13 protein-coding genes are annotated in these 13,112 nt (G+C 62.9%); 3 read left to right on the top strand and 10 right to left on the bottom strand.

The window, feature by feature from the left end; translation table 11 throughout:
* Window positions 1-211: 211 nt before the first annotated feature.
* The gene (gene alr, locus ACODSZ_RS07080) at window positions 212-1,291 is read left to right on the top strand and encodes an alanine racemase (RefSeq protein ID WP_488927325.1); all 1,080 of its coding nucleotides are present in this window, start codon (window positions 212-214) and stop codon (window positions 1,289-1,291) included.
* Window positions 1,292-1,374: 83 nt separating this feature from the next.
* Window positions 1,375-2,757 carry a DNA repair protein RadA gene (gene radA / locus ACODSZ_RS07075; protein WP_175342492.1) on the top strand — a complete coding sequence of 461 codons (1,383 nt, stop codon included), beginning with the start codon at window positions 1,375-1,377 and terminating at the stop codon, window positions 2,755-2,757.
* 23 nt (window positions 2,758-2,780) lie between these two features.
* On the opposite strand, the gene ACODSZ_RS07070 is transcribed toward radA, so the two are convergent.
* Genes ACODSZ_RS07070 through ompR form a run of 3 tightly spaced genes read right to left on the bottom strand, consistent with a single transcriptional unit; the run spans window position 2,781 to window position 5,503 of the window.
* Window positions 2,781-3,350 (bottom strand): flagellar protein FlhE, encoded by a 570-nt coding sequence (locus ACODSZ_RS07070; protein ID WP_008328351.1) that lies wholly within the window; start codon window positions 3,348-3,350, stop codon window positions 2,781-2,783.
* Window positions 3,343-4,704 (bottom strand): sensor histidine kinase, encoded by a 1,362-nt coding sequence (locus ACODSZ_RS07065; protein WP_008328353.1) that lies wholly within the window; start codon window positions 4,702-4,704, stop codon window positions 3,343-3,345. The genes ACODSZ_RS07070 and ACODSZ_RS07065 overlap by 8 nt, the downstream gene beginning before the upstream one ends.
* A 37-nt stretch (window positions 4,705-4,741) precedes the next feature.
* Complete coding sequence (gene ompR, locus ACODSZ_RS07060; RefSeq protein WP_008328356.1) at window positions 4,742-5,503, bottom strand: osmolarity response regulator transcription factor OmpR; 762 nt, start codon at window positions 5,501-5,503, stop codon at window positions 4,742-4,744.
* A gap of 187 nt (window positions 5,504-5,690) precedes the next feature.
* On the opposite strand from ompR, the gene ACODSZ_RS07055 reads away from it, so the two are divergent.
* Entirely contained in the window at window positions 5,691-5,972 is a 282-nt protein-coding gene (locus ACODSZ_RS07055) for a hypothetical protein (protein WP_488927324.1), read from the top strand.
* 87 nt (window positions 5,973-6,059) lie between these two features.
* Here ACODSZ_RS07055 and ACODSZ_RS07050 read toward each other — a convergent pair whose 3' ends face one another.
* The 7 genes from ACODSZ_RS07050 to dapD all read right to left on the bottom strand — a co-directional run bounded on the left by ACODSZ_RS07050 (window position 6,060) and on the right by dapD (window position 13,112).
* A complete protein-coding gene (locus ACODSZ_RS07050; protein ID WP_488927323.1) occupies window positions 6,060-6,719 on the bottom strand; it encodes an amino acid ABC transporter permease in 660 nt (219 codons plus the stop codon).
* Window positions 6,720-6,814: 95 nt separating this feature from the next.
* Window positions 6,815-7,618, bottom strand: a complete 804-nt coding sequence (locus tag ACODSZ_RS07045) for a cystine ABC transporter substrate-binding protein (RefSeq protein ID WP_006462562.1) — start codon at window positions 7,616-7,618, stop codon at window positions 6,815-6,817.
* A 135-nt stretch (window positions 7,619-7,753) separates the two neighbouring features.
* Window positions 7,754-9,736 (bottom strand): ATP-binding cassette domain-containing protein, encoded by a 1,983-nt coding sequence (locus tag ACODSZ_RS07040; RefSeq protein WP_008328366.1) that lies wholly within the window; start codon window positions 9,734-9,736, stop codon window positions 7,754-7,756.
* 31 nt (window positions 9,737-9,767) lie between these two features.
* Window positions 9,768-10,658: a 50S ribosomal protein L3 N(5)-glutamine methyltransferase gene (prmB, locus tag ACODSZ_RS07035; RefSeq protein ID WP_175342496.1), complete on the bottom strand. Its 891-nt coding sequence runs from the start codon at window positions 10,656-10,658 to the stop codon at window positions 9,768-9,770.
* Between the two features lie 25 nt (window positions 10,659-10,683).
* Entirely contained in the window at window positions 10,684-11,811 is a 1,128-nt protein-coding gene (dapE, locus tag ACODSZ_RS07030; protein ID WP_488927322.1) for a succinyl-diaminopimelate desuccinylase, read from the bottom strand.
* 2 nt (window positions 11,812-11,813) lie between these two features.
* The gene (locus tag ACODSZ_RS07025; RefSeq protein WP_488927321.1) at window positions 11,814-12,173 is read right to left on the bottom strand and encodes an ArsC family reductase; all 360 of its coding nucleotides are present in this window, start codon (window positions 12,171-12,173) and stop codon (window positions 11,814-11,816) included.
* Window positions 12,174-12,278: 105 nt separating this feature from the next.
* Window positions 12,279-13,112 carry a 2,3,4,5-tetrahydropyridine-2,6-dicarboxylate N-succinyltransferase gene (gene dapD / locus ACODSZ_RS07020; RefSeq protein WP_006462557.1) on the bottom strand — a complete coding sequence of 278 codons (834 nt, stop codon included), beginning with the start codon at window positions 13,110-13,112 and terminating at the stop codon, window positions 12,279-12,281.

The raw sequence follows: 13,112 nt of genomic DNA, 5'->3' as shown, positions 1-13,112 counted from the left end.
TTTATACCATGAAACCATGCACGCTCCGTCATAAGTCCAACCAGAAAGATGTTCGTCCGGTAAAATGCCCGCTTGTTCCCCGCAGGGCAAAAACTGCCGGGCGAACCGCGACAGGCAGGCCCGTGGCGACCTTCTCATTGGCCGTGCACATTGCCGGTTCCCGCCGATCTCTGTCTGTCAGCCATCCGCTCCGTTACCGCTACTGGATATCATGCCAAGACCCATCGTCGCTTCCATCAGCATTTCTGCTCTTCAACACAACCTCTCGGTGGCCCGCGCCCATGCACCCAATGCCCGCCTCTGGGGCGTGCTCAAGGCCAACGGCTACGGTCACGGACTGGAGCGCGCCATGCGCGGCCTGGCCGACGCCGACGGCCTGGCGCTGGTCGAGCCGGACTATGCGGTGCGCCTGCGGGAGTTGGGCTGGACCAAGCCGATCCTGCTGCTGGAAGGTTTCTTCGATGCCGATGACCTGCCGGTGCTGGCCCGTCACGATATCCAGTTCGCCGTGCATTGCGACGAGCAGATTGCGCTGCTGGAACAATTCGTCACTGATGCCGCCTTCCATGTGCATCTGAAGATGAACAGCGGCATGAACCGCCTGGGTTTCAAGCCCGAGGCCTTCCACGCCGCCCATGCGCGGGTGAGCAAGATCGCCAGCGTGCGCAGCATCACCATGATGACCCACTTCGCCAACGCCGATGATGCCGGCAACCCGGCCCTGCCGCTGGCCGAGCAGGTGCGCCGTTTCGAGGCCGGCACGCAAGGGCTGGCCGGCCCGAAGAGCCTGTGCAATTCAGCCGCCGACCTCATGCACGGCCAACTGGCCCATGACTGGGTACGTCCGGGCATCATGCTCTATGGTGGGACGCCCGGCGGCGGCACTGCGGCTGATTTCGGCCTGCGGGCGGCCATGACATTGGAAAGCCAGATCATCGGCGTACAAGAGATCGGACCGGGCGAAGCCATCGGCTATGGCAGCCGTTTCGTGGCCGACAAGCCCATGCGCGTGGGCGTGGTGGCCTGCGGCTATGCCGACGGCTATCCGCGCCACGCACCGACCGGCACGCCGGTACTGGTCGATGGCGCCAGAACCGGCACCGTCGGCCGGGTCTCGATGGATATGTTGTGCGTGGACCTGACCGCAATCCCCGGCGCTGCTGTGGGCAGCCGCGTCCAGTTGTGGGGCCAGCAGTTGCCCATCGATGAGGTCGCTTCTGCGGCGGGTACGATCGGATATGAATTGATGTGCGCGCTGGCCCCACGGGTGGCGGTGCGTGAAGTGGCCTGATCTGAAGAAGATGAACTTCCTGGCAGATTTACGGGACGTTTCAGCAGGCATACCAGCATAGAGCAGAGAGCGGCAAGGCGACGATGGCGAAGGTCAAGACCAATTACACCTGTACCGAATGCGGCGGGGTCAGCAACAAATGGGCCGGCCAGTGCCCGGCCTGCGGGCAGTGGAATACCCTGGTCGAGACGCTGGTGGAGAGCGGCGGCAATCGCTACTCGTCCACTCCGCAAAGCCTGGCGCAGACCGCACCGGTGTTGAGCCTGGCCGATATCGAAGCAATCGATGTGCCGCGCTTTGGCACCGGCATCGAGGAATTCGACCGGGTGCTGGGCGGTGGCCTGGTGCCGGGTGGGGTGGCGCTCATCGGTGGCGACCCCGGCATCGGCAAGTCGACGTTGTTGTTGCAGGCGCTGGCCAATATTTCCAGGCTCAAGAAGGTGCTCTACGTGAGCGGTGAAGAATCCGGTTCGCAGATCGCCCTGCGCGCCAAGCGTCTGGCGGTGGATGCGCGCGCGCTGCAATTGCAGGCCGAGATCCAGCTGGAAAAGATCCTCGCCACCCTGGCCGAGCACAAGCCCGAAGTGGCCGTGATCGACTCCATCCAGACCATTTATTCCGATGCACTGAGCTCGGCGCCCGGTTCGGTGGCGCAGGTGCGCGAATGCGCGGCGCAACTGACGCGGGTGGCCAAGACTTCCGGCATCACCATCATCATGGTCGGCCACGTAACCAAGGAAGGCGCGCTGGCCGGCCCGCGCGTACTGGAGCACATCGTCGATACGGTGCTTTACTTCGAGGGCGATACCCATTCCAGCTTCCGCCTGGTGCGCGCTTTCAAGAACCGTTTCGGCGCCGTCAACGAGCTGGGCGTGTTTGCCATGACCGAGAAGGGCTTGAAGGGGGTATCCAATCCCTCGGCCCTGTTCCTCTCGCAGCACGAAAACCAGGTGCCCGGCTCCTGCGTCATGGTGACCCAGGAGGGGACGCGGCCCCTGCTGGTGGAAATCCAGGCGCTGGTGGACAGTTCGCACGTACCCAATGCGCGCCGTCTCTCGGTCGGTCTGGAGCAGAACCGCCTGGCCATGCTGCTGGCCGTGCTGCACCGGCATGCGGGCGTGGCGGCTTTCGATCAGGATGTGTTCATCAATGCGGTAGGCGGGGTGAAGATTACCGAGCCCGCCGCCGACCTGGCGGTGCTGCTGGCGATCAATTCCTCCATGCGCAACAAACCCTTGCCACGTGGACTGGTGGTGTTCGGGGAAGTGGGGCTGGCCGGCGAGATCCGTCCGGCACCGCGCGGTCAGGAACGCTTGCGGGAGGCGGCCAAGCTCGGTTTCTCCATCGCGGTGATCCCCAAGGCCAATGCGCCCAAGCAGCCCATCGAGGGGCTGCGAGTCATTGCGGTGGAGCGCATCGATGATGCCTTGCAGAAAGCGCGCGAGATCGACGATTACGCTGCCTGAATCCCCGTCGGCAGTGGAGCCCTTCAGCCGGGCGTGTCGAAGGTGACGATGACCTGGTTGATCTCGCCCTTGATGGGGGGCTCGCCTGTGCGTGCCGTGCCGCGCAGGCTGTAATGCAGCTGGAACGGCTGGCGGGCATCGCGCCCGTTGAAGAAATCGGTACTGCCGGCACTGGTCTGACTCACGTCCCAGCACACGCCCGCATCCTTCCAGCACAGCCTGGCCTCGAAGCCGGGGGGCTTGCTGGCCAGGGTATAGCGCCAGCTGACCTTGCGAATGGTCGCGCCCGGCGGTACCTGTCCCACCACCGTGAATTGCGTGATGTAGTCGGCGTTGCGGGCGCGGATATCCGGACCGGGTACGTCAGAGGCATAGGCGCCGGACGGTCCGCCATGGGCCGGCGTGATATTGAGCGGCGAGGGACCGCTTGGCGTTACCGGCGAGAGGATCACGATGGGGCGCTTGCTGCCGTCGCTGCCGGCGGCGGGAATGCTCAGGTTGCGGTCTGCATAGGTCTGCGCCCACGCCAGGGCGGGCAGGGCAGCCGCCAGAAGCCAGGGCAGCAGGCGCCGGATGAATGCCCGCTCAGGCATGACGCCGATGCCCCTTCAAGGGCAGCGAAATCTGCACCAGCAGGCCGCCGTGGCTTTCTTCATGGCCCTTCAGGACCAGCTTGCCATTGTGCTTGAGCACGATGCGGTTGACGATGGCCAGCCCCAGGCCGGAGCCATTGGCCTGACCGCGCGCGCTGTCGAGGCGGGTGAAGGGGCGCAGCAGACGTTCACACTCGTTCTCGGGCACCCCCGGGCCATGGTCGAACACTTCCACCAGGACATGATGCCCTTCGATGCGGCTGCGCAGATGAATCTCGGCGCAGTCGGTACCGGGCGTCTTGCCGTAGCGGCGCGCATTTTCCACCAGGTTGCTGAACACCCGCGCCAGTTCGGTTGCATTGCCCGCAACCTCGGTGGCGGGCGTGATCTCGGTAGTGAGCTTGACGTCGGACAGGCGCGCCGACTTGGCGGCCACATCGTCGAGCACGTCGGCCAGGTTGATGCTTTCCAGGCTGTTGGTATCGAAGGGCTTGGCGTAGTCGAGGAACTGGCCGATGATGCTGTCCATCTGCGCCAGGTCCGAGTGCATGCCGTCGCGCGATTCGTCCGACAGGTTGGCCATCTCCACTTCCAGCTGCATGCGCGCCAGCGGTGTGCGCAGGTCATGCGAGATGCCGGCCAGGATCAGGGCGCGGTCTGATTCGATGCGATTGAGGTCGGCCACCATCTGGTTGAAGCTGCGATTGGCTTCCTCGATCTCGGTCGGGCCGGATTCGGGCAGCGGTTCCGGCTGGCGTCCCTTGGCGATGGCGCGGGCCGCTGCCGTCAGCCGGGCCAGCGGCTGGTTGATGAGGGTGGAGATGAAGACTGCCCCGATCAGTGACAGGAACAGCGCAATCGAACCCCATCCCAGCCATTGCAGACCCGAGGTGCGGTCCAGGCGGCCGCGGTCGAGCATGAGCCAGTACTGGTCATCGTCGATGTTGAAACTGATCCAGAAACCTTCCACCTCGTTGACGCTGGAGGCGAAGATGGTGTTCTCGTCCAGCGACTGGCGCACGTAGTACTCCAGCTCAGGCACGATCGGGGAGTCCTCGGGCGGTACGATGCGGTCGCTCTTTTCCAGCGGATAGATGCGGATGCCTTCATTGCTGGCCAGATCGAACAGCAGTTCGCGCCGCATCTCGGGCGCCGAGTGCGTCAGCGCAGCACGCGTGATGGTGACCACCGAGACGATCTGTGCGGCCAGCTGCTCGGCTCGCGGGCCGCGTTCGACCATGCGAAAGCTGGCCACCCAGGCCACCATGCTGGCGGTGATCAGGAAGGTCAGGAGGAAGAAGGTACGCCAGAACAGGCCGTTGCTGAACCATCCGGTTTGAGGGCGGGTTTTCATCGGCAAGCGGCCTGCGGGTGAGGGGTGAAACGGGCGATCAGCGCGGTTTCCCTTCCGGGATGAAGACATAACCCAGGCCCCACACGGTCTGGATGTAGAGCGGATTGGCCGGGTCCGGTTCGATCAGCTTGCGCAGGCGCGAAATCTGCACGTCCAGGCTGCGGTCGAATACTTCATATTCGCGGCCACGGGCCATTTCCATCAGTTTTTCGCGCGACAGCGGCTGGCGCGCATTGCGTGCAAAGACCTTCAGTACCGAGAATTCACCGGTGGTCAGGGAAATGGTTTCGCCGCTCTTTTTCAGAGTGCGGGTGCCCAGGTCCAGGATGAAATCGCCGAATTCGAAGGTTTCCGGGGTTTCGGACGGTGCACCCGGCAGTTCATCGGGGCCCTTGCGGCGCAGCACCGCGTTGATGCGGGCGACCAGTTCGCGCGGGTTGAAGGGCTTGGGCAGGTAATCGTCGGCGCCCATTTCCAGGCCGATGATGCGGTCCACGTCCTCACCCTTGGCAGTGAGCATGATGATGGGCGTCTGGTCACCGGCACCGCGCAGGCGGCGGCAGATGGCCAGGCCGTCCTCACCGGGAAGCATCAGGTCCAGCACCAGCAGATCGTAGCGCTCGCGGATCCACAGCTTGTTCATGGCCTGGGCGTTTTCGGCCGTGACCACATTGAAACCTTGCTCGGTCAGGTAGCGGCGCAGCAGGTCGCGCAGACGGATGTCGTCATCCACCACCAACACTTTGAATTGATTGGCGGATGTTGTCGTATTAGTATTGTTGCCGTTGGTTGTATTCATGGTGCCTATGGTAGCGTCTTGGCGATTTTGAGCAAGTCGGGGCTGTTGATCCATTACAAACTGTTACATACCTTACCTTAATCATCTTATACCATCGCGGCCTGCGCCCTAAACTGGAATCACGTCGGGAAAGCACGGTGGTCAGCGCTTTCTCTTCCTGATTCTCTGTCTCCGGAAAAATCGCATTATGAAGATTGCAGTCATCAACAAGCTATGTCTGGCAGCGATGCTGGCGCTCGGTGTGGGAGCGGCCGCGCTGGCTGGCCCACCCCAGGGCGGCCGGCCGATGCCGGGTCAGCCGGGTGACTTCAGGCAACGCGGTGGTGATTTTGCCCCGCCGGATCATCGCAGCCAGATCGCCAGTGATCAGGAGCAACGCCGTGGCGGCAGACTCAGTGCCGATGAGCGGCGTGAGCTGCGTCGCCAGATCAATGAAGTCGGCCAGGATATCTACCGCGTCAAGCGTTGAGTTCGGCCACCGGGAAAGATTCCCTTTTCTCCCAATAAAAAGCCCGGGTGCATCGCATCCGGGCTTTTTCCTTGTGGCTGGCAGGCATCAGTTCTCATGCGCTTTGCCCAGCCGCTTTTCCAATCGGTGCTGGACGGCTTCGAAACACAGGCTCAGGAGCCAGTAGATGCCGGCAGCGGCCAGGTAAAGCGGGAGCGGACGGAAGGTCACCGCAATGACTTCCTTGGTCGCCAGCATCAATTCCGTCACGGTGATGACCGAGACCAGCGAGGTATCCTTGATGAGGCTGATCAGGGTATTGCTCATCGAGGGCACGGCGATGCGCACCGCCTGCGGCACGATGATGTAGCGCAAGGTCTGGAAATAGGTCAGCCCGACGCTGTAGGAAGCATTCCACTGGCCACGCGTTACCCCCAAGATGGCACCGCGCAGGCTTTCCGACAGGTAGGCCCCGGCATTGAGACTGAGCGTGAGCACGCCCGCCGTCAGCGGCGAGAATTCGATACCGATCCCCGGCAGGCCGTAATAGACCACGAAAATCTGCACCAGCAGCGGTGTGCCGCGCATCATGCTGACGTAGACCGCCGCTGGCCAGTGAATCGGGCGCCAGGGCAGGATGCGCGCCACCGCCAGCACGAAACCCAGCACCAGTCCGCCGACCATCGAAGCCAGCGCGAAGAGCAGGGTATAGCCCACGCCCTTGATCAGGGTAGGGGCGGCTTGCTGCAGCAGTTCGAGGATTTCCATAAGCATTCGGATAAAAAAATTATCCCCGCAATGCGGGGATAAGTCGTTCCGCCCGGACCAAGCCGGGCGGCGGGGAGCCCAGGATCAGGTGCGCCTTATTGTGCTTTCGGCGGCTGGCTCACGTCAATGCCGAACCACTTCTCGGAGGCGGCCTTGAAGCTGCCATCGGCCTTGATGTCGGCCAGGGCCTTGTTCAGCGCAGCCTTGAATTCCGGATTGCCCTTGCGGAAGGGAATGCCGATCTTGTCGACGGTGCCGATGGGGCTGCCGGCCTTCAAGGGCAGGTTGGTCGACTTCAGGATGTAGCCCACCAGCAAGCTGTCGTTGAGCGCAGCGTCGATGCGGCCAGCCGCCAGGTCAGCCAGATACTCGGGCGAGCCCGGATAGGTGCGTACGTCGATACCCGGCACGGCCTTGGCCTTCTGCTCGAAGTTGGTGCCCTGGCCCAGGCCGAGCTTCTTGCCCTTCAGATCGTCCAGGCTCTTGAATTCGCGCTTTTCATCCTTGCGCACGATCAGCTGGGCGCTGGAGAGGGTGTAGGGATCGGAGAAATCGAAGGCCTTCTGACGCTCATCGGTGATGCCGACCTGGTTGATGATGACGTCATACTTGCCCGCACCCAGACCGGCCAGGATGCCGCTCCACTCGGTGGTGGTGAACACTGGCTTGACGCCCAGCTTGGCCGCCAGCAGCTTGGCCACGTCAACTTCGAAACCGGTCAGCTCGCCCGTCTTGGCATCCTTGAAGTTGAACGGCGGATAGTTGCCTTCCAGCGCCACCTTCAGCGTGCCGCTGCTCTTGACCGATTGCAGCAGGTCCGCTGCCGAGACGCTCAGGGAGGAGGCCAGCAGCGCCGCGCCGACGCCGGCCAGCAGCCATTGCTTGATGTTCTTGTTCATATGTCGATGTCCTTATAAAAACTTTCGCCACAAAAACTGCGGCCAGGGCGCAATGATGCCCTCGTTTTGCCCAACTGCAAGGGCTGGCTTAAGACATTGATGTAGAAAGCTTATGCCAGCCGCCGTTCCGCCGGCTCAAGCCTGCAATTGCTCCAGCGCTTCCTGCTGTTCCAGCCATTCGTTTTCCAGCTGGTCCAGTTCCTTGCTGCAATAGGCCTGATCGGTGATGAGGGTCTTCAGTTCTTCCTTGTTGGCGGCATCATAGATGTCGGGGCTGGCCAAACGCGCATCGATCTCGGCCTTGCGGACGTTGAGCTTGGCGATCTGCTCGTCGAGGCGCTTGATGCGGGCCTCGATGGGCTTTTTCAGGGCCGACATCTTCTGGCGCTGCTCGGCTTCCAGGCGCTTCTGTTCCTTGCGGTCCACCAGCGATGCCGGGGCCTCAGCCACCGGCTGGCTGGCTGCGGGCAAAGGCGCGGCAGCGGCCGCATCGTTGCGGGCGGCCAGCTTGGTCTTGAAGAGCCAGTCCTTGTAGTCGTCGAGGTCGCCATCGAAAGCTTGCAGCTTGCCTTCGGCCACGATCAGGAACTGGTCGGTCGTGGCGCGCAATAGGTGACGATCGTGGGAGACCAGCACGAGGGTGCCCTCGAACTGCGCCAGCGCCATTGTCAGCGCTTCGCGGGTTTCCAGGTCGAGGTGGTTGGTCGGTTCATCGAGCAACAGCAGGTTGGGGCGCTGCCAGACGATCAGGGCCAGCGCCAGGCGCGCCTTTTCGCCACCCGAGAAGGGCGCGATGGACGACGTGGCCATGGTGCCGTTGAAGTTGAAGCTGCCCAGGAAATTGCGCAACTCCTGCTCGCGCACATCGGGCGCCAGGCGAGTCAGATGCCACAGCGGCGATTCGTCATGGCGCAGCATTTCCACCTGGTGCTGGGCGAAGTAACCGATCACCAGGCCCTTGCCTAGCCGCGCCGTGCCGGACAGTGGATCGATCTCGCCGGCCACGGTCTTGATGAGCGTCGATTTACCTGCACCGTTGACACCCAGCAGGCCAATACGCTGGCCATTCTGCAACGAGAAATCGATGCCATGCACGATGATCTTGTCTTCATCCGGCGCACCGTTCTTGCCCTCGATGTGATAGCCGGCGTTGACCTTTTCCATCACCAAGAGCGGATTGGGCGCGGACAAGGGCTCGCGGAATTCAAACGAGAATTCAGCCGCCGCCCGCAGCGGTGCCAGCTCTTCCATCTTGGACAAAGCCTTCATGCGGCTCTGCGCCTGGCGCGCCTTGGTCGCCTTGGCCTTGAAGCGGTCGATGAAGGATTGCAGGTGCGCGCGCTGGCGCTGCTGCTTCTCGATCATCCCCGCCATCAGTTCCAGCTGGGCCGAGCGCTGGCGTTCGAACGCGCTGTAGTTGCCGGAATAACGCTTCAGCTTGCGATCATCGATATGAACGATCACGTTCACCACGCCATCCAGGAAATCGCGGTCGTGGGAAATGATGAGCAGGGTGCCCTCGTAGCGCTTCAACCAGTCTTCCAGCCAGATGATGGCATCCAGGTCCAGGTGGTTGGTCGGTTCGTCCAGCAGCAGCAGGTCGGACGGGCACATCAGTGCCTGCGCCAGGTTCAGGCGCATGCGCCAGCCACCGGAGAAGCTGGCCACCGGCCGCGCCATCTGTTCCAGCGAAAATCCCAGGCCCAGCAGCAATTGCTCGGCGCGGGAGCGCACGGTATAGGCATCCGCATCGGCCAGGGCAGTATGCAGTTCGGCGATGTGATTGCCGTCGTGCTTGTCGTCCGGCTGGGCTTCGGCACGCGCCAGTTCGGCTTCCAGCTGGCGCAGATGGGCATCGCCATCGATGGCGTACTCGATGGCCGGACGGTCCAGCGCCGGGGTTTCCTGCGCCACGTAGGCCATGCGCCAGCGCGCCGGGTAGTCGATATTGCCTAAGTCGGCGTGCAGCTCGCCACGCAGCATGGCGAACAGGCTGGACTTGCCGGCGCCGTTGGCGCCGATCAGGCCGATCTTGTCGCCCGGGTTGAGCGTCAGGTCGACATTCTCCAGCAGCGGCTTGACGCCGCGCTGGAGGGAAACTTGCTGGAAACGGATCATCGGTGATTCAGACTCAAAGGGGCGCTCAGGCTCAGGCCAGTTGCAGTTGTTCGGCCGTCACCAGGAATACCATGTCGTCCCCGGCGCTGGTGGTCAGCCAGGTCAGCTCCAGTTCCGGGAAGGCCGCTTCGGCGAAGGCGCGTTCGTTGCCGATCTCGACCACCAGTACGCCCTCGGGCGTGAGGCGCTCGGCGGCGCCGGCGACGATCTTGCGCACCAGGTCCATGCCATCCTCGCCCCCGGCCAGCGCCAGTTGCGGCTCGCGCAGGTATTCCTGGGGCAGCTTGGCCATGGAACCGGAATTCACATAGGGCGGATTGCTGATGATCAGATCGTACTTGCGCAGCGGCAGTTGCGTGTACAGGTCGGATTCGACCAGCTTGATGCGGTCTTGCAGCTGGTAGTCATCCACGTTCTTGCGCGCCACGGCCAGCGCATCGGCGGAGATGTCCACGGCATCGATCTGCGCATTCGGGAAGGCATCGGCCAGGAGAACAGGCAGGCAGCCGGAACCGGTGCACAGGTCCAGCGCGTTTTCGATGGCTTCCGGGTCCTGGATCCAGGGCGAGAAATGCTGCGGAATCAGTTCGGCGATGAAGGAACGCGGCACGATCACGCGCTCATCGACGTAGAAGCGGTAAGCGCCCAGCCAGGCTTCATTGGTGATGTAGGCGGCCGGCACGCGGTCCTTGCTGCGGCGTTCGATCACGCGCATGAGCGAGGCGATTTCTTCGGGCAAGAGGCGCGCATCGAGGAAGGGATCGAGCTGGTCCAGCGGCAGTTTGAGCGTATGCAGGATCAGGTAGGCCGCTTCATCGAGCGCATTGCTGCTGCCGTGGCCGAAGAACAGTTGTTCGGTGTTGAAGCGGGTCACGGCGTAGCGCAGCAGGTCGCGCACGGTGGAGAAATTGTTGGGGGTCATAAGCTTCTCTTCAATGCGGCGGCGTTCAGGCCAGCAGGTTTTCCAGCGTCTTGCGGTAGATGTTCTTGAGGGGATCGATGTAGCGCACTTCGATGTGCTCATCGATCTTGTGGATGCTGTCATTGGGCGGGCCGAACTCGATCACCTGCGGGCAGATCTGGGCGATGAAGCGTCCGTCCGACGTGCCGCCGGTGGTCGACAGCTCGGTGTCCAGCCCGGTCTCGTCCTTGATCGCCCTGGACAGCGCATCCGAGAGGTCGCCGCGCGGGGTCAGGAAGGGCAGGCCGCCGACGGTCCACTTCAGGTCGTATTCCAGGCCATGCTTGTCGAGGATGGCGTGTACGCGCTGCTGCAAACCTTCCACGGTACTGGCGGTGGAGAATCGGAAGTTGAAGTCGATCACGACTTCACCCGGGATCACGTTGGATGCCCCCGTGCCGCCATGGATATTGGAGATCTGCCAGGAGGTCGGCAGGTAGTATTCATTGCCCGCATCCCACTGTTCGGCCACCAGTTCGGCCAGTGCCGGCGCAGCCTGGTGGATGGGATTGCGCGCCAGTTGCGGGTAGGCGATATGGCCCTGGATGCCCTTGACGGTCAGCTTGCCCGACATGGTGCCGCGGCGGCCGTTCTTGATCATGTCGCCCAGGGTCTTGGCCGAGGTCGGTTCGCCCACGATGCAGTAATCCAGTTGTTCGCCGCGCGCCTTCAGGGCATTGCAGACGACCACCGTACCATCGATGGCCGGGCCTTCCTCATCGCTGGTGATGAGAAAACCGATCGAACCCTTGTGCTCCGGATGGGCTGCCGTGAACTCTTCGCAAGCCACCACCATGGCGGCAATCGAGGTCTTCATGTCGGAGGCGCCGCGACCATACAGGCGGCCATCGCGCAGGGTCGGCTGGAAGGGATGCGACTGCCATTTCTCCAACGGGCCGGTCGGTACCACGTCGGTGTGGCCGGCGAAGACCACCAGCGGCTGGGCCGTGCCCTTGCGCGCCCACAGGTTGGTGACCTCGCCGGACTGAATGGTCTCGCAGACGAAGCCCAGCGGCGCGAGCAATTCCGCCAGCCTGGCCTGGCAGCCTTTGTCTTCGGGGGTGACGGAAGAAAGGGACATCAATTCCTGGGTCAGGGCCAGCGTCTTGCTCATGATCATTTCTCGAAAATGTGTTGATACTGATCGGCCTTGAAGCCGACGTGATACTGCTTGCCATCGAAGAGCACCGGGCGCTTCACCACCGAGGGGTTCTCCACCATCAGGGCGACGGCAGCGGCGTCATCGGTGATGGCCGCCTTGCGTTCGTCCGGCAGGGCGCGCCAGGTCGTTCCTTTGCGGTTGACCAGCACGTCGCGCTCCACGTCCTTGAGCCAGGCTTGTGCCTGTGCAGCGGTGAGGCCGGCCTTCTTGAAATCGTGGAAGTGATAGGCGATCCCTTGCTCGTCCAGCCACACGCGGGCTTTCTTGACGGTATCGCAGTTGGGGATGCCATAGAGGGTGATCTTGTCGCTCATGCGGGTTCTCACAAAACGGGCCACTAGAACACGACGCCGCGCCGGACAGGACGACCGGCGCGGCGCGTGGGTGCTTCAGGACTTCAGGCAAGCCGCAGGGCGGGATTACTCGCCGCGCAGCAGTTCGTTGATGGACGTCTTGGAGCGGGTCTGGGCATCGACCTTCTTGACGATGATCGCAGCGTACAGGCTGTACTTGCCGTCCTTGGAGGGCAGGTTGCCCGGCACCACCACCGAGCCCGCCGGCACGCGGCCGTAGTGCACTTCGCCGGTTTCGCGGTCATAGATCTTGGTCGACTGGCCGATGTAGACGCCCATGGACAGCACCGAGTTTTCTTCGATGATGACGCCTTCGACCACTTCCGAACGGGCACCGATGAAGCAGTTGTCTTCGATGATGACGGGGCCGGCCTGGACCGGCTCCAGCACGCCGCCGATGCCGACACCGCCAGACAAGTGAACATTCTTGCCGATCTGGGCAGCCGAACCGACGGTGGCCCAGGTGTCGACCATCGTGCCTTCATCGACGTAGGCGCCGATGTTGACGTAGGAGGGCATCAGCACCACGTTGCGGCCGATGAAGGAACCATGGCGGGCCACGGCAGGCGGCACCACGCGGAAGCCACCCTTGGCGAAATCTTCAGCCGTGTAGTTGGCGAACTTGGTGGGCACCTTGTCGTAGAACTGCGGGTAGCCGGTACCGGCCGACATCGGCACGTTGTCTTCCAGGCGGAAGGACAGCAGGATGGCTTTCTTCACCCATTGGTTGACTTCCCACTGGCCGACGCCTTGACGGTTGGCGACGCGCAGGGTGCCATCGTTCAGGCCTGCGATCACTTCGGCCACCGCATTGCGGATGTCGGCCGGAGCGCTCTTGGGGGACAGGCTGGCGCGGTCTTCCCACGCCTGATCGATGATTTGCTGAATGGACTGTGTCAT

It is taken from the genome of Herbaspirillum sp. FG34 (assembly GCF_057809315.1).
The sequence above is the reverse complement of the archived record's forward strand: the minus strand, read 5'-3'. Positions and strand labels throughout refer to the sequence as shown.

Bases quoted from the DNA above. Each gene is read 5' to 3' on its own strand.
- alr (WP_488927325.1), top strand. From the start codon at position 212: ATGCCAAGACCCATCGTCGCTTCCATCAGCATTTCTGCTCTTCAACAC.
- radA (WP_175342492.1), top strand. From the start codon at position 1,375: ATGGCGAAGGTCAAGACCAATTACACCTGTACCGAATGCGGCGGGGTC.
- ACODSZ_RS07070 (WP_008328351.1), bottom strand. From the start codon at position 3,350: ATGCCTGAGCGGGCATTCATCCGGCGCCTGCTGCCCTGGCTTCTGGCG.
- ACODSZ_RS07065 (WP_008328353.1), bottom strand. From the start codon at position 4,704: ATGAAAACCCGCCCTCAAACCGGATGGTTCAGCAACGGCCTGTTCTGG.
- ompR (WP_008328356.1), bottom strand. From the start codon at position 5,503: ATGAATACAACCAACGGCAACAATACTAATACGACAACATCCGCCAAT.
- ACODSZ_RS07055 (WP_488927324.1), top strand. From the start codon at position 5,691: ATGAAGATTGCAGTCATCAACAAGCTATGTCTGGCAGCGATGCTGGCG.
- ACODSZ_RS07050 (WP_488927323.1), bottom strand. From the start codon at position 6,719: ATGGAAATCCTCGAACTGCTGCAGCAAGCCGCCCCTACCCTGATCAAG.
- ACODSZ_RS07045 (WP_006462562.1), bottom strand. From the start codon at position 7,618: ATGAACAAGAACATCAAGCAATGGCTGCTGGCCGGCGTCGGCGCGGCG.
- ACODSZ_RS07040 (WP_008328366.1), bottom strand. From the start codon at position 9,736: ATGATCCGTTTCCAGCAAGTTTCCCTCCAGCGCGGCGTCAAGCCGCTG.
- prmB (WP_175342496.1), bottom strand. From the start codon at position 10,658: ATGACCCCCAACAATTTCTCCACCGTGCGCGACCTGCTGCGCTACGCC.
- dapE (WP_488927322.1), bottom strand. From the start codon at position 11,811: ATGAGCAAGACGCTGGCCCTGACCCAGGAATTGATGTCCCTTTCTTCC.
- ACODSZ_RS07025 (WP_488927321.1), bottom strand. From the start codon at position 12,173: ATGAGCGACAAGATCACCCTCTATGGCATCCCCAACTGCGATACCGTC.
- dapD (WP_006462557.1), bottom strand. From the start codon at position 13,112: ATGACACAGTCCATTCAGCAAATCATCGATCAGGCGTGGGAAGACCGC.